Source organism: Acidovorax sp. GW821-FHT10A04, from assembly GCF_059415825.1.
In genome coordinates this window covers 277315-298787 of record NZ_JBWKNZ010000002.1, presented here as the reverse complement: position 1 = coordinate 298787, position 21473 = coordinate 277315, and the positions used below count along the sequence as shown (strand labels likewise).

12 protein-coding genes are annotated in these 21473 nt (G+C 69.7%); 4 read left to right on the top strand and 8 right to left on the bottom strand.

The window, feature by feature from the left end; all coding sequences use genetic code 11:
* The first annotated feature begins 1 nt into the window (after window position 1).
* Entirely contained in the window at window positions 2-1123 is a 1122-nt protein-coding gene (gene mnmA, locus AC07PF_RS05745; RefSeq protein WP_145694015.1) for a tRNA 2-thiouridine(34) synthase MnmA, read from the top strand.
* A 7-nt stretch (window positions 1124-1130) separates the two neighbouring features.
* On the opposite strand, the gene AC07PF_RS05740 is transcribed toward mnmA, so the two are convergent.
* Window positions 1131-3737 (bottom strand): DUF5682 family protein, encoded by a 2607-nt coding sequence (locus tag AC07PF_RS05740; protein ID WP_494611150.1) that lies wholly within the window; start codon window positions 3735-3737, stop codon window positions 1131-1133.
* A 2-nt stretch (window positions 3738-3739) separates the two neighbouring features.
* On the bottom strand, window positions 3740-4846 hold the full coding sequence (locus AC07PF_RS05735) for an ATP-binding protein (RefSeq protein ID WP_494611149.1): 1107 nt from the start codon (window positions 4844-4846) through the stop codon (window positions 3740-3742).
* A 205-nt stretch (window positions 4847-5051) separates the two neighbouring features.
* On the opposite strand from AC07PF_RS05735, the gene AC07PF_RS05730 reads away from it, so the two are divergent.
* From AC07PF_RS05730 to AC07PF_RS05720, 3 genes are read left to right on the top strand one after another with little or no spacing between them, the layout of a single operon-like run.
* Entirely contained in the window at window positions 5052-7478 is a 2427-nt protein-coding gene (locus AC07PF_RS05730) for a TonB-dependent hemoglobin/transferrin/lactoferrin family receptor (protein ID WP_494611148.1), read from the top strand.
* A 49-nt stretch (window positions 7479-7527) separates the two neighbouring features.
* The gene (locus tag AC07PF_RS05725) at window positions 7528-8052 is read left to right on the top strand and encodes an EF-hand domain-containing protein (RefSeq protein ID WP_494611147.1); all 525 of its coding nucleotides are present in this window, start codon (window positions 7528-7530) and stop codon (window positions 8050-8052) included.
* Window positions 8042-8581, top strand: a complete 540-nt coding sequence (locus tag AC07PF_RS05720) for a DUF2271 domain-containing protein (RefSeq protein ID WP_494611146.1) — start codon at window positions 8042-8044, stop codon at window positions 8579-8581. Before AC07PF_RS05725 ends, AC07PF_RS05720 begins: the two co-directional genes overlap by 11 nt.
* Before the next feature lie 105 nt (window positions 8582-8686).
* On the opposite strand, the gene AC07PF_RS05715 is transcribed toward AC07PF_RS05720, so the two are convergent.
* From AC07PF_RS05715 to AC07PF_RS05690, 6 genes are all read right to left on the bottom strand, one after another.
* Complete coding sequence (locus tag AC07PF_RS05715) at window positions 8687-9400, bottom strand: Bax inhibitor-1/YccA family protein (RefSeq protein WP_007859082.1); 714 nt, start codon at window positions 9398-9400, stop codon at window positions 8687-8689.
* 84 nt (window positions 9401-9484) lie between these two features.
* On the bottom strand, window positions 9485-10048 hold the full coding sequence (locus AC07PF_RS05710) for a hypothetical protein (protein WP_494611145.1): 564 nt from the start codon (window positions 10046-10048) through the stop codon (window positions 9485-9487).
* A 233-nt stretch (window positions 10049-10281) separates the two neighbouring features.
* Window positions 10282-14115: a DUF4132 domain-containing protein gene (locus AC07PF_RS05705; protein ID WP_494611143.1), complete on the bottom strand. Its 3834-nt coding sequence runs from the start codon at window positions 14113-14115 to the stop codon at window positions 10282-10284.
* Between the two features lie 121 nt (window positions 14116-14236).
* Complete coding sequence (locus AC07PF_RS05700; RefSeq protein ID WP_494611142.1) at window positions 14237-18049, bottom strand: DUF4132 domain-containing protein; 3813 nt, start codon at window positions 18047-18049, stop codon at window positions 14237-14239.
* A gap of 151 nt (window positions 18050-18200) precedes the next feature.
* The gene (locus tag AC07PF_RS05695; protein ID WP_494611141.1) at window positions 18201-20285 is read right to left on the bottom strand and encodes a YehQ family protein; all 2085 of its coding nucleotides are present in this window, start codon (window positions 20283-20285) and stop codon (window positions 18201-18203) included.
* Between the two features lie 2 nt (window positions 20286-20287).
* Window positions 20288-21448, bottom strand: coding sequence for a VWA domain-containing protein (locus tag AC07PF_RS05690; RefSeq protein ID WP_494603785.1), 1161 nt, complete (start codon window positions 21446-21448; stop codon window positions 20288-20290).
* Between the last annotated feature and the right edge of the window lie 25 nt (window positions 21449-21473).

Below are 21473 nucleotides of genomic sequence, written 5' to 3'. Positions count from 1 at the left end.
CATGACAGCACCCAAAAAGCACCGCGTCGTCGTCGGCCTCTCCGGCGGCGTGGACTCGGCCGTCACCGCCCACCTGCTCAAGCAGCAGGGCCACGAGGTGGTCGGCATCTTCATGAAGAACTGGGAAGACGACGACGACAGCGAGTACTGCTCGTCCAACATCGACTTCGTGGACGCGGCCGCCGTGGCCGACGTGATCGGCATCGAGATCGAGCACGTGAACTTCGCGGCCGACTACAAGGACCGGGTGTTCGCCGAGTTCCTGCGCGAGTACCAGGCCGGCCGCACGCCCAACCCCGACGTGCTGTGCAATGCCGAGATCAAGTTCAAGGCCTTCCTCGACCATGCCATGCGCCTGGGCGCCGAAAAAATCGCCACGGGCCACTACGCGCGCGTGCGCCAGAACCCCGGCTCGGGCCTGTTCGAGCTGCTCAAGGGGCTCGATCCTGCCAAGGACCAGAGCTACTTCCTGCACCGCCTGAACCAGGCGCAGCTCGCCAAGACCCTGTTCCCCGTGGGCGAACTGCACAAGACCGAGGTGCGGCGCATTGCCGAAGAGATCGGCCTGCCCAATGCCAAGAAGAAGGATTCCACCGGCATCTGCTTCATCGGCGAGCGGCCGTTCCGCGAGTTCCTGAACCGCTACATCAGCCATGCACCCGGCCCCATCCAGGACGACCGCGGCCGCACCCTGGGCAAGCACGTGGGCCTGAGTTTCTACACCCTGGGCCAGCGCCAGGGCCTGGGCATCGGCGGCATCAAGGAAAAGGGCGCGCAGCGCGGCGGTGGCGAGCACGAGCCCTGGTTCGTGGCGCGCAAGGACATTGCCAAGAACACCCTGCGCGTGGTGCAGGGGCACGACCACCCCTGGCTGCTGTCGCACGCGCTCACGGCGCAGGACGTGAGCTGGACGGCCGGCCATGCGCCCGCGCCGGGCGTGTATGGCTCCAAGACACGCTACCGTCAGCCGGATGCCCCCTGCACCGTGCTGGCCGCCGATGGCGCGGGCCTGTCCCTGCAGTTCCCCGATGCGCAATGGGCGGTCACGCCCGGCCAGTCGGCCGTGCTCTATGACGGCGACGTCTGCCTGGGCGGCGGGGTCATCGCCAGCGCAACCGAATAAGGTCCAGTCAGCGTATCCAGTGCGCCAGCCCGTCGCGCTGCAGGCTGGCTTCGAGCAAGGCCTGCAGGCGCAGGCCGGCGTGCAGGTCCTCTTCGGTGGTCTCGTAGTGCATGCCGGCCAGCGTGGCGGCCGTGGCCTCGTCCGTCCCATGCAGTTGCGCGACTTTGGTGGCCAGGTCTGCCGTTTCCTGTGGGCGCAGGCCCGTGAAGGCCTGGCGCAGGTCGGGCAGGTGGGCCACGAAGGCCGCGTCGTCCCACTGGCGTACCAGCGCATCCAGGCCCTGCAGCAGGGCCGGCAGGCGCAGCAGCAGCTCGGGCGCAGCGGTCATCATGCCGTTCAGGAACTGCACCGCCTCCTGCGGCAGGGCGCCGGGACCGAAGCGCTGGCGCACCACCGCATCCAGCGCCGCATCGTCCCAGTGGCCGTCGAGGTAGAGCAGCGCGGTGGCGGCACCGGCCACGCCGGGAGCGCAGCCAGCGCCGGTGGCAAAGCGCGTGAGGTGTTCCACGAGCAGGCCGGCATCGATGGTGCTGGTGTTTTCTTGTGCCCCCAGGCTGGCAAGCAGGCGCCCCAGTTCGCGCAGCGAGAGCAGCAGGCGCACGGCCTGCTCCTGCCCGTCCGCCGGTGTCTGCGCCAGGGGGGGCAACAGGTACAAGGCGGCAGGCCACACGCGCTGCAGCAGGCCGGCGAGCTGCGGGTTCTGCTGCACGCCCAGCGGCTCACGCGCGCGCCACAGCGTGACCATGCGGTGCCCGCATTCCACGACCGAGCCGAGCGAGGCATCCTCGTCGAGGTGGGCCGAGAGCATGGCCAGGAGCTGCGGCAACCGCGCGTGCAGGCCCACCAGGCAGGCGCGCTGCAGCAGGGCCACGGCGGCACTGGCGCTGCGCCCGCGGCCCTGGTCGGACAGGGCCGCCTCTTCGCGCAGCAGGCGCGCCAGGCACACCGCCTCGACGCTCGCGCCATCGCTGGCCAGCGCGATCAGGCGCGCCTCGACCATCGGCGACCAGGCGGCGCGCCACTCCTCGAACAGCATGTTCAGGCGGCTGCCGGCGATGAAGTCGGGCCCGGCCACCCACTGTGCCAGGCCCGCATCGAGGTAGGCCATGGCGTGCAGGAAGCGGCTGCGCTCGCGGTGCGCGGGTTTGCGGTACAGGTCCAGCCGCACGGTGCGTGAGGCGCTGTCGTCCAGGCGCACGCCGGCGGCGCGGGCCTGGCGGCGTGCATCCTCGATCAGCGGTGGCGAGCCGGCCGAGGGCGGCACGTCGCCGATGCGCGTGCCGCCGAGGAAGGCGCGCAGGTCGGCCGTGAAGCCGCGCGTGCCCTCGTCCATCGCGCCCTTGACGAAGCACGAGCGGATCGCGTCCAGCAGGTCCTGGCGGCCCGGCCCGGCATTGCCGCGCAGCTCGGCCAGGCGCAAGGCCTGCAGCGCGGCGGCCTGCACCAGCGCGGTGGAGACGGCGTCCGTCTGGTCCTGTGCCCGCGTCTGCTGCGCAAAGCGGGCCAGCAGGTCCAGCGCCACCACCGTGAGGGGGTGCGCCGCCCCGGTCGCGGGCGCAGCGCGCAGGTCCTGGGCCTCCAGGGCGTCCCAGGTGCGCTGGTAGTAGCCCGGTGAGGGCATGCCCGCGCCGTAGCCGTTGAGCGCGTCGAGCTGCTCGAAGCTGTAGCGGATCAGCCAGGCATCGGGCTCGGTGGCCTTGCCTTTTTTCACCGCCGCCTTGGCGGGCGCCGCCAGGGGCGGGGCCGCCTTCCAGCTGCGCAGCAGCTCGGCGGTGTGAAAGCCCCCTGTCACCACCACGATGGGGCCTGTCACGTCGTTGCGCCAGCGGCGAATGTGCGCCGCCATGTGGCGCTCGCGCGGCAGGCTCAGCTCGGCCTCGAGCACCTCGGGTTCGTAGTCCTGCCGGGCCATGGCGCACCAGCTGAACACGTCAGCGAACAGCGTGCGCCAGTCGGCCAGGGCCTCGGGCGTGCGCAGCTCGAACAGCCGGTCCCACAGGTCGTGGTGGTCCACGCAGCCGAGCTGGCGCGCCATGGCGTTCAGGTAGCGGCTGTGGGCGAAGTGGCGTTCCTCCATCTGGCTGCGTGCGGTGTCGGGGGCTTCGGTGCCGTCTTCGCCATCGCCATCGCCGCCGTAGCGGCGCTCCCAGGCCTTGTGGCGCCAGGGCAGGTCGATCAGCGCGATCTGCGCATCCAGGGCTGCGCCCTCGCGCACGGCGATCCATTCGGGGCTGTAGTCGCACAGGGGGTAGAAGGAGCTGCTGGTCACCGTGCGCGGCCCGGCCGGTTCGGGCTCTGCCTCGGCGCCGTCTTCGCCCGGCGGGGCCGGCTCGGCCCGGGCTTCGCGCGTGGCCTGGCACAGCCAGGCCACCGGGGTGCGGGTCTTCGGGTCCTGCAGCAGGGGCAGCAGGCTGTCGAGGTCGTCCGGCCCCTCGATCAGCACGGCGGCCGGGCGCACCTCGCGCAGCAGGTGGCGCAGCGCCCAGGCGCAGGCCGGGCTGTGGTGGCGCACGGGCACGAAGAAGACGCCCTCGTCACCGAGCAGCTGCGGCAGCAGGGCCGCGATCTCCGGGGGCAGGCCCGCGGGCTGCGGTGCGGCTGAAGCGGCGCCCACGCTCACTGCCACAGCGCGCGGGCGGCGTCGTGGAAGCTCTTCCACTGCGCATCTCGGCGCGCGCGCTCGCGCACCACGGTGTCGAAGTAGTGGCGCACACGCTTGGCGTCGTCGGCGCTGTCCTTGAGCACCACGCCCTGCAACTGGCCGGCGATCTCGCGCGGCGTCAGTTCGCCCCCATTGAAATGGCGCGCCTGCAGTGCGGCCGCATAGGCCACGTTGACGGCCTCGGCGGTGGACATCACGGCATCGAGCCCCTTGATGGCCGTGCCCTCCTGCGTCTGGCCGGCGCGCAGCTCCTGGAAGGTGGTGACCAGCAGTGCGACCACGTCGCGCGGCACGTTCACCGGCGCCTCGTTGCCAGCCAGCTCGCGCGCCAACTGGGCCATCACCAGGTCCACCTCGAACTGGTGGTCGCGGATCGGGCGCACGGTCTCGAAGTTGAAGCGGCGTTTCAGCGCCGACGACATCTCGTGCACGCCCCGGTCGCGCAGGTTGGCCGTGGCGATGATGTTGAAGCCGCGCTGCGCGAACAGGCGCGCGTCGTCGCCCAGCTCGGGGATCATCAGCTGCTTGTCGCTCATCAGCGAGATCAGCACGTCCTGGATCTCGGGCGGGCAGCGCGTGATCTCCTCGAAGCGCACCAGCTTGCCCGCGCGCATGGCCTGGTACAGCGGCGAGGGCACCAGTGCGCGCTGGCTCGGGCCCTCGGCCAGCAGCAGCGCGTAGTTCCAGCTGTACTTGATGTGGTCCTCGGTGGTGCCGGCCGTGCCCTGCACCGTGAGGCCCGAGTCGCCACTGATGGCCGCCGACAGCAGCTCGGACAGCAGCGACTTGGCCGTGCCCGGCTCGCCCACCAGCATCAGGCCCTGGTGGCCCATGAGCGTGACGATGGCGCGGTCCACCAGCGGGTCGTCGCCAAAGAACTTCTGCGTCACCTGCAGCTTCGCGTCGCCCAGGATGAACTGGCGCACCGCGCGCGGCGAGAGCTTCCAGCCCGGCGGCCGGGCGTGGCTGTCTGCCGCGGCCAGGCGGGCCAGTTCGTCGGCCCAGCGTTGCTCGGGCGCCAGGCGTACGGATTGGTTCGCGGAAGGTGGGGTGGTGCTCATGGATGGCTGGAGTGGATGGCGGGGCGGGGCCCCACCCTTCAAGGCTATTTTGGACCAGCTTTACACAGCCTCCGTGGCGGGTGTGCAACTGATTGATGAATGCGTATCACTCGCATCGATACAATTGGCTACTTCACAGCCAGATGTTTCTTTGAGTTCAAAGGGGTCCAGCAAGCAACCCCCCTTGAATCCCGAGGAAACCTCCATGACCCAGTCCGGCCGCAAGGCCCTGGCCAAGCACGTGCCTGGCGATACCGCCCATGCGCTCGCCTTCCTTCGTACCGCTGTCTTCTTCGCTACCCCGCCATGGCGTGCCAGCCTGATCGCGCTGGCCATCCAGGCCCTGCTGTGGCCTGCAGCGCCCGCCGCGGCGCAGACGCCTGCCGACAACGGCCTGTTGGCCCAGGCGCGCGAGCGCGAGTCGTTGCCCGAGGTCAAGGTGAGCGCCGAGGCGCTGCGCCGCGATGCCGGTGCCAAGGTGGTGGTTACGCAGGAAGAGGTCGAGAAGACCGGTGCCACGGGCATTGCCGACGTGATCCGCTACCAGCCGCTGGTGGAAGCGCCCGGCACGGTGAGCGGCGCCACGCGCGGTGCCAGCCGCTATGACCGCAGCGGCACCACGGGCTACAACATCCGCGGCATCGAAGGCAACCGCGTGGGCCTGGACGTGGATGGCATCGAAATGCCCGACGCCGTGAGCCGCGCCCCGTTGACCAACCGTGCCCAGGACGGCACCTTCGGCATGGGCCGCAACTTCATCGACCCCGACATCTATTCGGCGGTCGAGATCCAGTCGGGCACCACCAATGCGCAGCGCACGGCCGGTGGTATCGGTGGCGCGGTGAGCTTTCGCAGCAAGTCGCCCGAAGACTATGTGAGCGCCAGCAAACCCCTGTACCTGGGCGCCAAGCTGGGCTACAGCGGGGCCAACAGTGCCTGGACCAAGGGCATGACGGCGGCAGGCCTGTCGGGCGATTTCGGCGCGCTGGTGAGCTATGTGCGCCGCGACGGCAAGGAGACGAAGAACAACAGCCTGGGCGTGCCCAGCTACCCGGACGACTGGCACTCGGACGCCCTGCTGCTCAAGGGCAGCCTGCGCGTGAACCCCGAGCACAAGCTGGAGGTGGGCGCCGACCTGTACCGCCGCGAGGGCGATACCCGCTTCGAGGCCTGGAACACGGCGGCCACCGCCGTCACCGGCAACTCGCACCAGGTCGCCAGGACCGAACGCAGCACCCTGCATGCTGCGCACACCTGGGCGCCCATCGGCGGTGGCCTGCTGGACCAGCTCAACACGCGCATCCACTTCCAGGAGACGGAGATGAACGACGTCACCGACACGGTGACCCTGGCCACGCGCGCCAGCGAGCGCGACATCTCGAAGAACACCACGCGGCAGCTGGGCTTCTCCAGCGTGGCCGACAGGCGCGTGGGCAACCACGCGCTCAAGTTCGGGGTGAACTACTCCAGCGCGGACAACGCGCACCCGTTCAGCTCCACCGACCCGCTCGCGGGGCGCCAGCCCTTCCCCGACACCAACACGGTGCGCATGGGCCTGTTCGCCGAGGACACCATCGAGTGGCAGGTGGGCGGCAGGCGCCTGGCCCTGGTGCCCGGCCTGCGCGTGGACCGGGTGCGGCCGCGCATCGAGAACGCAGCCAGCTTTGCCAACGAGCGCATCACGGCGGCCGAGCTCGAACGCATGTACGGCAGCACCGCGGCCACCACCATCGTGAGCCCGAGCCTGGCCGTGCTCTACGACGTGGCGCCCGCGCTCACGGCCTATGCCCAGTACAAGCGCAGCGGCCGCGCACCGACCAACAGCGAGGTCTTCGGCTACTGGAACGGCGGCGGCGGCACCTATGCGCTGGTCGGCAACAAGGACCTGGGCAAGGAGACCAGCAACGCCTTCGACCTGGGGCTGAAAGGCTCACCCACCGAGGGCGTGGTGTTCAACGGCTCGGTGTTCCACACGCGCTACAAGGACTTCATCTCCTACACCCGCTACACGCGGGCCAACAACCCCGAACTGTTCACCCACATCCAGCAGAGCCTGAGCATCCTCTACCAGGCCAGCAACCGCGACGAGGCCCACATCTCGGGCGCCGAGTTCAGCGCCCGCCTGGAGCACGGCACCTGGACACCGGCCGCGCGGGGCCTGTACAGCACCTGGGCCGTTGGCTACAGCCAGGGCAGCTCCCAATCCCACTTCAAGGGCGACCGCAAGGTCGACCTCGACTCGGTGCAACCGGGCAAGGCCATCATCGGCCTGGGGTTCGACGCGCCGCAAAAGGCCTGGGGCCTGAACCTCACCGGCACCTTCGTGAAGGGCAAGCAGGCTATCTACACCAACCGCCTGGCCTTCAGCAACGACCCCGGCGCCACGCTCACGGACTCCACCACCGAGCTGTTCCGCGTGCCGGGCTTCGCGCGCTTCGACCTGGCAGGTTACTACCGCGTCAGCAAGAACGTGCGCCTGACCGCCGGCATCCTCAACATCGCCGACAAGAAGTACTGGGCCTACAGCAGCACCCGCAACCTGCAGCCGCAGTCCGCACAGGACCGGCGCCAGATCGCGTTGTCCACGGCACCCGGCCGCACCTATGCGCTCAGCATGAATGTGGACTTCTGACGATGACCCATCTTTCCCCTCCCACCCCCTCGAACGAAAGGCCATGACCATGACGATTTCCAAGACCTCCTCCCTGCTGGGAGCACTCGCCGCAGCGGCCCTGCTGTCGGCCTGTGCAAGCAGCGCTGCCAGCGCCCCGGCAGCCCCGGGCCAGCCGGCCCGCCCGGCCGGTGGCCACGGCCTGCAGGCCTTCCTGGGCAGCTACGACACCAACCATGACGGCCAGGTCACGCGCGCCGAGTTCGACGCTGTGCGCCTGCAGCGCTTTCGCGCCGCAGACACCAATGGCGACGGCGTGCTGAGCGAAGCCGAGTACGTGGCCGAATTCGAAGGCCGCCTCAAGCGCCAGTACTTCGACGAAGGCAAGCAGCCCGACAAGGCCTACGAGAACAGCATCAAGCAGGCCCACGTGCGCTTTGCCATCGTCAACCGCGCGCGTGACGGAAAATTCACTGCGGCCGAGGACGCGGCCATCGCCGACAAGACCTTCAAGAACCTCGACACCAATGGCGATGGCACCGTCTCCAAGGACGACCCACAGCGCCCGCCCCAGGCCCGCGCCAATGACGACTGAGGCCAGGGCTGGAGCACCGCGCGGCTGCCTGGCAGCCGCCGCGCTGGCACTGGCCGCAGGGCCGGCGGCTGCGGCATCGCTGACGCTGCAGATCACGCTGCCCGAGATCAAGACCGCTTCCTACTACCGGCCCTACCTGGCGGCCTGGGTGGAAAAGGCCGACGAGAAGGCGGTGGTGGCAACCCTCGCCGTCTGGTACGACACGCGCCTCAAGGACGGCCTGGGCAAGGGCTGGCTGCGCAACCTGCGCACCTGGTGGCGCATGGGTGGCGAGCAGCTCGCCCTGCCCGTGGACGGCATTACAGGTGCCACGCGGCCTGTGGGCACGCATGCCCTGCACTTCGCCGGCGGCAAGGGGCCGCTGGCCCAATTGCCCCCAGGGCGCTACCAGATGGTGGTGGAGGCGGTGCGCGAGCAGGGCGAGCGCGAGCTGCTGCGCGTGCCTTTCGAATGGGGCCGCACGGCCAACACGGCACGCGTGCAGGGCAGCAGGGAGCTGGGCCAGGTCACGGTGGACGTGGCGGACTGACCCGCTGCCTGCTCCCCCCAAAAAAACACCGGGCATGCTGTGGCATGGCCCGGTGTTCTTCTTTCTGGTGGATGCCCCTCGCGGGGCACCGCCACAGCCATCGGCTCAATCGTCGCTGGAGGCCAGGCTGATCAGGATGCGCAGCACGTACCAGAGCATCAGCGCGATCGACGCGAACAGGTGCAGGGCAGCACCGGCGGGGCGGTCGGTCGGGTAGTCGTGGATGATGCGCGAGGTGTCATACAGCACGCAGGCACCGGCGAACAGCACCATGATGCCGGAGAACCAGATGCCGAGCTTGAAGCCGAAGATCGCGCCGGCCACGATGGTGCCCAGGGCCACCAGGCCGCCCACCTTGAGGATGCCGCCCAGGAACGAGAAGTCGGACTTGCTGGTGAAGGCCGTCCAGGTCAGTGCCGCCACCATCAGCAGCGTGATGAAGCCTGCGGCGCCGATGGCGCCCGGTGCCACAATCTGGGCGATGCCGAACAGCGGCGCGAAGATCAGGCCTTCGGCCAGCACGTAGATCCCGAGGCCCATGAGCTGGGTCTGGGGCTTCTCGGCGTTGTCGGCCAGGTACGAGGCCAGCCAGCCCACGAGCATGAAGGCGCCCATCACGCCCAGCCAGATGAACTTGTTGCCGCTGGCCATGAGCATCTTGGCCGTGGTGCTGGAAAAGCCGCTCACCATCAGCACCGTCGACAGCACGACGAAGGCCAGGATGGCCGCGCCCAGGTGCTTGTAGGTGGAGACGATGAACTCGCGCCGCTCCATGGGGGAGCCGGACGGGTCTTCAGGGGTCAGGACATTGGTATTCACAAGGATGCTCCTCGGTTGGGTTGCTACTTCTCACACAAGGAGCGGCCTCGTGGGCCGCTCCTTGCCTCTCTCTCTGTTGTTGGTTCAGGCGGCGGCCAGTTCGTCGGCGCGGCGCAGCTTGCGGTTGGACCAGACGCCACCGGCGCCCACCAGGGTCAGGAGGACGGCCAGGATCCAGATGCCGGCGCCGCTGAAGGACTGTGCCGTCGACGCGGCTTCGGCCTGCATGCGCTTGCGCGTGTCTTCGTAGCTGATGACGGCCTTGCCGCCGGTCACCACTTCATAGACGATGTCGCTGTCGCTGCTGTCGTACAGTGCGGTGATCTTCTCGTCGATGATGCCGCCCACGATGTCCTTGGGCGTGCTGTGCGCGATGCGCAGCTTGCGGGCTTCACCGCCGGCATCGGGTGCCACGGTGATCTCGTAGTACTGCTTGGTGGAGCGGCGCTTGCGCTTGACCGTCACTTCGCTGGCACCGGTGACCTTGCCGGCCACTGTCTGCAGCTGTTCGCGCGCCGTGTAGGCGTGGTCGCCATCGGCCTTCCAGCTGCTCCAGATGGCCAGGCCGGCCAGGCCCGGGCCCGCCAGCAGGATGAGCCATGCATAGCCCGTGATGAAAATCAGAATCTTTCGGACAAAACCCGGCATGAAAATACCTCCCTCAATCATTCACATTCACTAAAAATCCCGCCAGCTCATGGGCTGTTTTGCGGTGCGAGGGCTGGATCATCGCGGGACTTGCGCCGGCAAGATGTCGCAAATTGTGAGAATGGAGAGACCTCACCAAAAAAACGTGAATTCGTTCCGGTTTCGTCGCTCGATTCAAACAGTTACGGCTTGATTTTTCGCAGAACAGTCCCCTGAGGTGCTCTGCATGCCGGCTACCAAGGCATCTTCTTTTCCCAATCGGCGTCGAAGCCGGTGCAGGCCTGGGCCACGGCCAGGTAGTCGGCGTAGGCCTCGGCCAGCAGCACGGGCGGCACGCTGGCCAGGGGCAGGGCCGGGTTGCTGCGCCCGCGTGCGCGCGTGTTCTCGAACCAAAGGCCCTTGAGCGCTGCGGGCACGTTCTTCTCGGGCAGCAAGTTGCCGGAGAAGTCGATGACCACCCGTACTCCGGCGCCCGCGAAATTCCTGGTGTATGCGGTAAACAGCCCACCCTCTTCGGCCGGTGCGCGCTGGTAGCCACGCCGGGTGAACGCATTGCGCAGCGTGAGGCTGTCGCTCGTCCAGCCCAGGCGATCGCGAATCCCATGGACGGCCTGGCCTGTGGCATCGGCCAGGGCCACCGCAGGGGTGCGTCGCGACATCTGCGCAAACAGCGGGCTGACCCGGTAGTCCTCGAAATGCCGGAGCCAGGCGTCTGCAGTGGCGGCATCGACCAGTGCCGCATGGCCCAGGCGCAGCAGGGAGCCGCGGGCCAAGTCCACTTGCCGGTCTTCGGCATCGAGCAGGCTGCCATCTTCCACAGGCCGAAAGCTCTGGAGCACCGTACCCTGGCTGTCGATGTTCAGCCATACCAGGCGCTGGACCAGACGGCCGGCCACAGGATGGCGGTGCAGGTATTCGCTCCAGCCGGCCACGGGCCACGAACGGCCAGTGCACATGGCTTCGAACAGGCGGGCGGTCTGTTGCTCGACCACCTCCTTCAAGGCCTTCCTGCTTTGGGACAGCAATGCCCTGGTCTCCTTGGCCTGTCCCGGGTCGTCGTCCTGGCGTGGTTCGGGCAGCGCCATGGCGACCTTGCCATCGGGATTGCGCAGCTCGGGCGCCATGCCGGGGCCGAGCAACAGGGTGAAAACCCGGTCGCCCAAGGGAAGTGCCAAGCTTCCGGTGTCATCGAGCCCGGCACTGGGAATGGTGCGGTCGGCCAGTTCGTCAGGTGTCCAACCGCGGTGGCGGGCGATTTCCTGCACCAGGGCGAGTGCCTTTTCCTGGATCGATGCAGCGCGGTGGCTGCGTGACACACCCAGCAGCAGCTGGAGCACTGCGGGATCGTCGCTGGCGGCCGCCGCTTCGAGCAGCGCTTCGATCTGAGCGCGGCGCTGCGGGTAATCGCGCATGTACTGGCGCAGCACGTCCACGATGTCGTGGCCGGGTGCATGGCTTGCCCAGGCCAGCATGCCCTTTTCTCCGATCGCAGTACCCAGGTATTCAGCAAGCTTCTCGCGCTTGCATTCCTCCAGCAGCTGCTCCAGGGTTCTGCGGTAGTCGGCTTCGTAAAACGGACGGTTCTGCTCTGCCGCGCCGTGGTAGGCGCGCGCGTATTGCTGCTGGCGCAAGGGCGCTTCGACCTGCGCATGCGCAGTGGCCTGTGCGAGCGTTGGGCGCCGCGTGTCGTGGCCGACGAACTGGTGCAGCACGCAGCTGCCGAGCGCTTGGCGGCTGGGCAGATCCAGGCGGGCCGCATAGTGGGTCAGCAGTGCGTTGCCTGCTGGTTCCTTGAGCTTGCAGGCCAGCGTGACCCACCACTGCAGGATTTCCGGCTCCACCGGGGTTCCCTGTTCCCACCGGGCGGCGGGCAGAGCGTCCATGGCGAACCAGGCCAGGCCGGCAGGTGGCTTGGCCTTGAGGCCCTTTCTTGCCTCGGCCAGGAGGATGGAGGGAGAGAGCCAGGCCGAGATGTCCTCCCCCAGCGCTTCCAGCGCGCTCAGGAAGGCAGCGCGCGCCGTTTCGCGGCTTTCCTTGTCCAGCGCGGTGCGCAGCGCGGGAATGGCTTCGGCGTACTGCAATTGCGCCAGCCAGGCGGCGGCTTCGGTGCGCACTTCATGCTGGGTATGCGCCAGCGCTCCGGCAACGGCGCGGCCGATACCGGGAGCACCGCGGAGTGCGTCCTGCGCCTGGGAGCGAAGGGCCCTGGCATCACCCAGGGCCAGCTCCAGCGCACGCGGCAGCCAGCGCGCAGGGATGCAGGGGAACAGGGCCAGGGTCTTGAGTGCGCGGCCGGGCTCCAGCTCCTTGTACGGGGCGCCGTCCTTGGCCCGGTGGCTCAGTCCCAGGGCTTCGTCGATGAAGCCGGGGTGCTCCATGAAGAACGGCCACACGCATCCGGGCGCCAGGAGCTCGCTGGCGCTGCTGTGGTTCCAGTCGGAGATCAGTGCACTGCGTGCCACCTCGACCAGGGGCACGCCGGCCCGTTGCGCCACGTCGGCCAGTGCGCGCAGGTCCACCGTGCCCTGCGGCTGGCGGGCGAGCCAGTCCTGGAAAGCCTCGTCATACCAGAAACTGCGCCCATGCGGGCAGGGACCGCGCCAACGCAACAGATGAAGTGGCCCGAAAGCGGGCAGGGCATGGATGCGCTGGCCCAGCGCCAGGGCCTTTGCTGCGTCACCGCTGCGCAAACGCTCTGCGTCCTGCGCGCTGGCCTGGCCGTTGAAGACCGCCAGGACCATGTGCATGTCGTCCTCGCTCAGCCTGGACGCACGCGCAAGCGCTTGCTGGTACCAGAAATCCTTCTGGACGCGGCCCTCGTTCTGGTCGATCTCTTCCTGCGCCAGAAGGCGCGCGTCTTCGATCCACTGCGCGCGGTTGGCCAGCAGCAACGCCAGGGCATCGCCGCCCAGCAGCGTGTCGGGAACCGGTGTCCACGCGGGCGGCTCGGGCAGGGTCATCTCCTGGGCATCCTGCGCCGCATCGAGCCGCGCCAGCGCATCGCGCAGGGCCTGCTGCAGGGGCTTGCTGGTTTCCCGCTCCAGGGCCGTGGCGAGAATGCCGCGCGAGACCTGCGCCGAGAGCCGCCCCAGCAGTTCGATGGCCTGGCCACGCTGCTTGGTGTCACCGTGTTGCAGGAGCGAGCGCAACACATCCAGGTGCTCGGCTTCGGACATGCCTGCGAGATGGGGCGCCGCCGCCTCGCGCACAGCCTTGGCGCTGTCGGCAGCCAGTGCCATCAGGACGTGGGCCAGGCCCGTTCGCAACTGGGCATCCTTGCCGATGCGCGCCGCGAGCTGCACGCGCCCGGAGGCCGAGAGCTTGCGCGGGAGCGTGCGCGCCGACTCGGGCCGGGCGAGCAGGACGCCCGCCACGGCGGGCGACTGGACGAGTCCGGCCAGCGACGCCTGCTGGTAGCTTTCGAGGGCTTTGCATTCGAACACCAGCTGCAGCGCCAGGTCCTCGTCCATTCCCTCATGGGCCAGCAGGCGTGCCACCAGCTCGACGGTCCATGCCGCGCGGTCCTTCGCCAGGCCACGCACTTCGGGGTACCGCCACTGGATGGTTGCGAACACCGCGTCGTTGACCAGGTACTGCAGCCAGTCGGGGACGGGGGCTCCCGGGCGCAGCAGCGACAGGCCCCGGTCGGCGGCCGCAAGGACCTTGCCCAGGCGCACCAGCGGTGCGAGCGCGGTGGTGCCGTCCGGCAGGCTGGCATAGAACGCGGCCCGGGGGACCAGGCTCCTGTCCGCAGCCGCCGCCATGGCAGGGTCGCCCCCGGCGTCGAAGGTCGCATACAGCCGGCCTGGTTGCCCCAGCAACTGGCCGGCCGCAAGCGGTGCCTGCAGGGCCTGCAGCTCCTGCAGCACGGATTCGTGGGTACCTTGCGTGATGAAGGCAAGCGCCCTGTCCGACAGGCCCGCCCGCGCCATCTCCAGCGGCTCCATGGTTTCGCGCAGCAGCCCGTGCTGCGCCTGCGTCAGGCCATCCGTTCCCGGGGGGCCGTTGGTGATTCCGGTGCCGCCGGCCGCCGCATCGCCTGCCATGTCCTGCCATCCCATTCGCATTCCCTCCGCCTGCTTTGTCGTGTTTGCACGCCGCGGCCACCTGGCTTCAGGCAAGGCAGCGCACCGTGGATCATCATCGGCTGAGGTTGTAACGCGGGCGCACGGGCGCCGTCAACCTGTGCTACCAGGGCATCTTCTTTTCCCAGTCCGCATCGAAACCCGTGCAGGCGTTCGCGATGGCCAGGTAGTCGGCATAGGCTTCCGCCAGAAGCACCGGGGGCACGCTGGCCAGGGGCAGCGTGCTCTCGCTCCAGCTGCGCGAGCGGCTGTCCTCGAAGGACAGGGTTTTCAAGGCCGCGGCCACGTTCTCCTCGGGCAGGGTGTTGCCCGAGAACTCGATGGACACGCGCACGCCCACGCTGGAGAAGTCCTTGGTGTATTCGTAGAAGAAGCCGCCGTCCTCGGCCTGCGCGCGCTGGTAGCCGAGCTTGGTGAAGGCGCCGCGCAGGGTGAAGCTGTCGCTGACCCAGCCCTGGCGGTCCCGGATCTCCGTGACGGCCAGGCCCTTGTCGTCGGTGAAGGCCAGGGTGGGCGACTGGCGCGACATCTGCGGGAACAGGGGGGCGAGCTTGTAGTCCTTGAAGTGCTTCGTCCACGCGCTGGCCGTGGCCGCATCGACCAGCGAGGCATGGGCCAGGCGCACCTGGGCGCCGTCGCCGAGCTCCACCTCGTCGTCCTCGGTGTTGATCAGGCTGCCGTCCTCGGTGGGGCGAAAGCTCTGCAGTGCGGCGCCTTCGGCGTCCACCTCCAGCCACACCAGGCGCTGCACCAGCCGGCCGGCCACGGGGTGGCGGTGCAGGTACTCGCGCCATTCGGCCACGGGCCACTGGCGGCCGGTGCACATGGCTTCGAACAGGCGCGCGGTCTGCAGGTCGATGACCTGCTTGAGCTCCTTCTTGCTCGTGGAGAGCAGCGCCTTGGTCTCCTTGGTCTGGGCCGGATCGTCGTTCTGGCGCGGCTCGGGCAGGGTCTTGATGGCCTTGCCCTCCGGGTTGCGCAGCTCGGGCTTCATGGCCGCGTCGAGCACCATGGTGAAGATGCGCTCGCCATAGGGCAGCGCCAGCGTGCCGCTGTCGTCCAGGCCGGCCGTGGGGATGGTGCGGTCGGCCAGCTGATCCTGGGTCCAGCCGTTGCGGTCGGCGATCTCCTGCACCAGGGCGCGGGCCTTGGTCTGCACCGAGGCCGTGCGGTAGCGGCGCGACAGGCCCAGCATCAGCTGGATCACCACCGGGTCGTTGCCTGGCGCCACGCCTTCGAGCATGGCCTCGATCTGCGAGCGGCGCTGGTAGTGGTCGCGCATGTACTGCTGCAGCAAGGTCACGATCTCGTGGCCCGGCGCAAAGGCGGCCAGGGCCAGGATGCCCTTCTCGCCGATGGCGCTGCCCAGGTATTCGGACATCTTCTCGCGCTTGCACTCCTCGAACACCTGGTCCTCGGACTTGGCGTAGTCGGCCTCGTAGTACTGGCGGTACTCGGGCTTGGCGTTCTGCCAGCCCTTCTGGTAGGACTGGTAGCGCTGCGGCGCATGGGCCTGGGCGTAGGCAATGCCCTCCTCCAGCGGCGGGTGGCGCGTGTCGTGCGCGATGAACTGGCGCAGCACACTGCTGCCCAGGGCCTGGCGGCTGGCGGCATCGAGCAGGCCCATGTAGCGCGTGAGCAGGGCGTTGCCGCCGGGCTCCTTGAGCTTGCAGGCCAGCACCACCCACCAGCGCAGGATCTCGGGCTCCACGGCCGTGCTGCCGGCCCAGCGCGCCGCCGGCAGCGTATCCAGCGCGAACCAGGCCAGGCCTGCGGGGGGCTTGGCCTTCAGGCCCTTCTTCGCCTCGGCCAGCAGGATGGCGGGCGCCAGGCGCGGCGAGATGTCCTCGCCCAGGCCTTCGAGCGCCGTGAGGAAGGCGGCGCGCACTGTTTCGCGGCTTTCCTTTTCGAGCGCCTTGGTGAGGGCGGGCACGGCGTCGGTGTATTTCAGCTCGGCCAGCCAGTTGGCGGCCTCGATGCGCACCTCGCTCTTGGTGTGGGTGAGCGACTCCACCACCTGCCGGCCGATGCCCGGCAGCGTGGACAAGGCTTTTTGCGCCATGGGGCGGTGGGTCTTGCCCTCGCCCAGGGCCAGCTCCATCACGCGCGGCAGCCAGCGCGCGGGAATGGTCGGAAAAGTGGCCAGCGTTCGCAAGGCCGGCCCGAGCTCCAGCGTGCTCGCGTAGCGGTCACCCTGGTTCTGCTGCGCTGCCAGACCCAGGGCCTGGTCGAGGAACTCGGGGTGTTCGGCGAAGAACGGCCACACGCGCTCGGGTGGCAGCAGGTCGGTGGCACTGGGCGTGTTCCAGTAGTCGAACAGGGCCGCGCGGGCCACTTCGATCAGCGGGGTTCCCGAGCGCTGCAGCAGGTCGCCCAGGGCGCGCAGGTCGACGCTGCCGTGTGGCTGGCCGCCCAGCCATTTGTGGAAGCCGTCGTCGAACCAGAAGCTGCGGCTGTAGCGCGACACGCCCAGCCAGCGGACCAGGTGCGAGGGGCCGAAGGACGGCAGCGCAAACAGGCGGTTGCCATGCGTGACGACCTGGGCCACCTCGCTGTTGCGCAGTTTCTCCATCTGCTTCTTCTCGAGCTGGCCGTTGAGCAGGGCCAGCGCCTGGCGCACGTCGTCCTCGGTGAGCTTGGCCAGGTTGGCATAGCTTTTCTGGCGCCAGGTGTACTTGTGCTTCTGGGTCTTGTTTTCCTCGGCCTCTTCCTCGGCGGCGCGGCGCGCGCGCTCGATCACCTCGGTGCGGTTGGCCAGCAGCAGGGCCAGTGCATCCTCGCCCAGCGGGCTGTCGGCGAACGGGGTCCAGGGCGGGGGCTCGGGCAGGTCCTGCTCCTGGGCCCCGCCAGCGGCGTCGATGCGGTTGAGCGCCGCGCGGATGGCCTGCTGCACGGGCTTGCTGGCCTCGCTGGCCAGCGCGGCCTCGAGCAGGCCGCGCGTGGCCTCGGCGGGCAGGCGTGCCAGCAGTTCGGCCGCCTGGGTGCGCTGGCTGGTATCGCCATCGCTGAGCAGCGCGGCCAGCAGGCGCAGTCGCTCGGCCTCGTCGATCCCCTTGAGGTGGGGAACGGCCTCGGCGCGCACGGTCTTGCTGCCATCGGCCGCCAGGGCCACCAGCAGCGGTGCGAAGCCCGCGCGCAGCGCCTTGTCGGGCCCGATGCGCGAAGCCAGCTGTACGCGGCCGGAGGCCGAGAGTTGCTGCAGCAGGGCCTGCACGGCCTCGGGGCGCGCCAGCATGTACGCGGCCAGGGCCGGTGCCTTGACCAGGCCGTCCAGCCGGTCCTGGTAGTAGCTGTCCAGGCCCTTGCGCTCGAACACCAGCTGCAGTGCCAGGGTCTCGTCCAGGCCCTCCTCGGCCAGCAACTGCGCGATGAGATCGACCGTCCAGGCCGCACGGTCCTTGCCCAGCTCGTGCTTGCTGCTGTTGCCGTCCTTGAAGCTGGCGTGCACCGCATCGTTGACCAGGTACTGCAGCCAGTCGGGCACGGGCGCGCCGGGGTGTTCCAGCGACTTGCCGGCATCGGCCGCGGCCAGCAGCTTGCCCAGGCGCACCAGCATGGCCAGCGGCGGCTTGTCTGCCGGGATGCTGGCGTAGAACCCGGAGCGGCCGGCCAGGCTCTTCTTGCCCGCGGCCTCCAGGGGTTTGTCGTTGTACAGGTTGAAGCCCCAGCGCAGCCGGCCGGGCGCGCCGAGCAACTGGCCCGGCTCGAGGGCATGGGGGGCCTGCAGCTCCAGCAGCACGGCTTCGTGGGTGCCTTGGGTCACAAAGGCCAGGGCCTTGTCTGCCAGGCCCGGCGCCGCCTTGTCCAGCGGCTCCATGGCCTGGCGCAGCAGGTTGTTCTGCGCGGTGCTCAGTCCGTTGCCATCATTGTCCGAGCGGCCCGTCACCACCCCCACGATCTTGTCCAGCAGTCCCATGCACGATCCCCTGTGGTCTGAATAGAGCCCCGCATTTTGTCAGCGCGCCATGGCGCCACCGTGGCGCCAGGCCGCGCCCGCGTGCAATTTGCCCGCTTTCAAGGTAATGGCTTGTAACACCGCGCGGGGGCACGGCCAGGCCATCAAGTCGCTACGCAGCGATGGATGGCAGCCCGTCGAGTTCCACCGTGCGCTGGCACAGCTGCTGCAGGCGCAGCGCGCCCGCGGGCTGCGGTGCGTTCAGGTGGTGTCGCAGGGCCGATGCCACGGTGTGCAGGCCTACCGAGGCGATGCCCGGCAACGCGGCACCAAGGCGCTCCGACTGCGTCCCGGTGAGCGGCATGCGCCCGGTGGCGGCCTGGGTCTCCAGCACGTCGAGCACGGGGCCCAGCAGGCGCTGGGCGCGCGTGGGTTGGGTGGCCGCCGGCGTGGCCTGCTCCTTGCGCCACTGCACCAGGCGCAGGATGCGCTGGGCCAGCGGCGTGGGGCGCGCGGCCTCGTTCGCGTAGTCGAGCGACACGGCATGCACCTGGCCCCTGGCATCGCTGCTGAGCAGCGACAGCGGCACCAGCAGCGTGCTGGTACCGGTGCGCTCCACGCGCACCAGCACCGCGTGCACCGGGGCACCGCGCGCGGCCAGCCGGTCGAGGTTGTCCACGCGCAGCATGCTGGCATCGCCCACGGGCACGGTCAGGTGCAGCCACAGGCCGTCGGCGTCCTGCACCGGCCAGAGCAGCTGCTGGTGCGCCTCGTCGAGGATCGGTGCGCGCGTGGCGGCGGGGCGCAACAGCACCAGCTCGGCGCCGTCGCCCGAGAGGCCGGTGGCCGCGCTGAGCTGTGCCGCGAGCTCGGCCCAGCGGCCGCAGCCCAGCGTGGCCAGGCGCGCATCGCCCACGGGCCAGGGTGCCAGGGCCTGCGCCCGCGCCGTGCCGGCCAGGGCCAGCCGGTCGTCTTCGGCCAGGCGCGGCTGCTCCAGCCGCAGCGGGGCCTGGCACAGGGACTGCGCGGCGCCCACGCCGGGCCACACGGCATGGATGTTCCAGGCGCTGTGGCGCGTGAAGCCCGTGTCACTGCCATCGGGGCGCGCCAGCACGGCCTGCAGCAGCCGCTGGCCGGCCAGGTCCCAGAAGGCCAGGGTCAGGCCGCGCGCGCCGCCCAGGGTCTGCCACCAGTGGGCGCCCAGGGGCAGCAGTTCCAGGGCCGTGGTTTCGTCGAAGGCGCGGCGCAGCCGGCCGCGCAGGGCGGCAGTGCGTTCTGCCGCCTCCGGGCCTTCAGCGGGGGCACGCAGGGCATCGCACAGCGCCTGGATGCTGGACATCAGCGCCAGCGCGTCGCGCTCCTGCATGCGGTGGTCGCGCCGCACCAGGCCGTCCACCATGCCGCCCAGGTTGCGCAGCAGCGCGGCCAGGCGGGGCAGGCCCTCACCGCGCGCCGACATGTTGAGCGCCAGCAGCCGTGCCGAGGCCTGCTCGCTCACGTGCGACAGGCCGCCGGTGAGCAGCTCGTGCAGCATGGCCTCCACCTGGGCGAGAAAGGCGCGTTCGCGCTCGCCCAGTGCGGCCGTGGGCTGCTCTGCCGCCGCGGCGGGCGCCATGCCCTCGGGCCACGCCAGCGGCTCGCCGAGCGCCTCGCGCAGGGCCGCCAGCGCGATCAGGTGCACGGCCTTGCGCTCGCGCGCCGGCACTTCGGACACCATGCCCTCGTAGCCCGCGCCTGCCACGTAGCGGCAGGTGGCGTTCAGCGCCGGCAGCTCCATCACCAGCGTGCCGCCCTGCACGCGCCATTCGATGCCGCAGGGCAGCGCCTGCACGGCGCGGCGCACGGCGGCCACGCCGGCCTGCTTGAACAGGGCCGGGGCCTGCAGGGCTTTCACTTCAGCCAGCGGGTCGGCCGTGGTTGCCGGGCCTGGTTCTGCCGGGGCCTCGGTCGCTTGCGTTGCCGCCGGCGCAGCGGTGCCGGCAACGGGATCCAGCGCGCGCAGCCACAGCGCCGCGCCCAGGATGTGCTTGCAGATGCCGGGAGCCGGGCAGTCGCACCGCGCCTTCTGCGGGCCCCGGGCGTCGAGCTGCACGCGCTGGCCATCGGCCTCGACCACGCCGCCCTCGGTGCCCTGCTCTGCCCATTGCACCTTGCCCGCCTCGACGTCCTTGGCGGCGCGGCGCAGCAGGCCTGCATTGGCCAGGGCCGTGAGGGTGTCGTCGTCGTAGGCGCGGTAGCCCTCGAACCAGGCGGCCATCGTCACTCCATCACTTCTGCGAGCCACTGGGCGAAGTGGGTGGGCGTGAGCGCCGCCACATGCATGCCCTTGTTGGCCAGGCGCTGGGCCATCTGCCGGTCGTAGACCGGGTTGGCACCTTCATCGAGCGCGGCCAGGCCGAGCAGCTTCACGCGCGCCTCGGCCATGCGTGCCACGGCCGACAGCAGCGGGCCGGGGGCGGCGCCCTCCTCGAAGTCGCTGATCAGCGTGAACACCGTGCGCTGCGGGTTGGCGATCAGCGACTCGCAGTAGTGCACGGCGCGGCCGATGTCGGTGCCGCCGCCCAGCTGCACCGTAAGCAGCACCTCCACCGGGTCGTGCGCCAGGTGCGTGAGGTCGACCACGGCGGTGTCGAACACCACGAGCTTCACGCGCACGGCGGGCAGCGAGCTCATGATGCCGGCGATCACGGCGCTGTAGATCACCGAATCCATCATCGAGCCGCTCTGGTCCACGCACAGCACCACGTCCCAGGGCAGGTTGCGCTTGACGCGGGCGTTGAACAGCGGGCGCTGGATGACCAGTTGGCGGCGCTCGGCGCTGTAGTTCTTGAGGTTGGCGGCAATGGTGGCGCGCGCATCGAAGTTCTGCGCATTCTTGATCAGCGAGCGGCGCTGGCGGTTGCGCCGGCCCACCAGGGCGTTGACGAAGTCGTTCTTCAGCCGGCGGGTGATCTCGTCCACCGTCTTCTGGATCACCTCGCGCACGGCGTCGCGCATGCTGCCCGACAGGCGCCCGCGCATGCCCAGCAGCGCCTTGGCCAGGCCCGGCGTGGGGTCCATGGAGCGCAGCACGGCCGGGTCCTTGAGCAGGTCGGTGAGCTGGTAGCGGTCGATCGCCTGGGTCTGCATGCGCTCGAAGACCTCCTGCGGGAACAGCGTGCGCGAGCGGTTGAGCCAGTCGATGGCGCGCAGCTGGCTCGGGTCGAGCGAACCGGCACCGCCCAGGCCGCCCGGGGGCCGTGCCAGGCCGCGGCCATCGTACTCACGGCCGTAGAGGTATTCGAGGGCCTGGTCGAGCTTCCAGTCGCCCGCATCGAACTGCGCATGCGACAGTGGCTGCGCGGCATAGCGGCCCAGGATCAGGCGCCAGCGGCGCAGGGCCTCGTCGGGGCGGGTGTCGTCGAACTCGGGGCTTGGCATGGGCAGCGAAAGCTTACCACCCGTG

What these genes read in the sequence shown, in the direction of transcription:
- mnmA (WP_145694015.1), top strand. Translation starts at nt 2, where the DNA reads ATGACAGCACCCAAAAAGCACCGCGTCGTCGTCGGCCTCTCCGGCGGC.
- AC07PF_RS05735 (WP_494611149.1), bottom strand. Translation starts at nt 4,846, where the DNA reads ATGAGCACCACCCCACCTTCCGCGAACCAATCCGTACGCCTGGCGCCC.
- AC07PF_RS05730 (WP_494611148.1), top strand. Translation starts at nt 5,052, where the DNA reads ATGACCCAGTCCGGCCGCAAGGCCCTGGCCAAGCACGTGCCTGGCGAT.
- AC07PF_RS05725 (WP_494611147.1), top strand. Translation starts at nt 7,528, where the DNA reads ATGACGATTTCCAAGACCTCCTCCCTGCTGGGAGCACTCGCCGCAGCG.
- AC07PF_RS05720 (WP_494611146.1), top strand. Translation starts at nt 8,042, where the DNA reads ATGACGACTGAGGCCAGGGCTGGAGCACCGCGCGGCTGCCTGGCAGCC.
- AC07PF_RS05710 (WP_494611145.1), bottom strand. Translation starts at nt 10,048, where the DNA reads ATGCCGGGTTTTGTCCGAAAGATTCTGATTTTCATCACGGGCTATGCA.
- AC07PF_RS05705 (WP_494611143.1), bottom strand. Translation starts at nt 14,115, where the DNA reads ATGCGAATGGGATGGCAGGACATGGCAGGCGATGCGGCGGCCGGCGGC.
- AC07PF_RS05700 (WP_494611142.1), bottom strand. Translation starts at nt 18,049, where the DNA reads ATGGGACTGCTGGACAAGATCGTGGGGGTGGTGACGGGCCGCTCGGAC.
- AC07PF_RS05695 (WP_494611141.1), bottom strand. Translation starts at nt 20,285, where the DNA reads ATGGCCGCCTGGTTCGAGGGCTACCGCGCCTACGACGACGACACCCTC.
- AC07PF_RS05690 (WP_494603785.1), bottom strand. Translation starts at nt 21,448, where the DNA reads ATGCCAAGCCCCGAGTTCGACGACACCCGCCCCGACGAGGCCCTGCGC.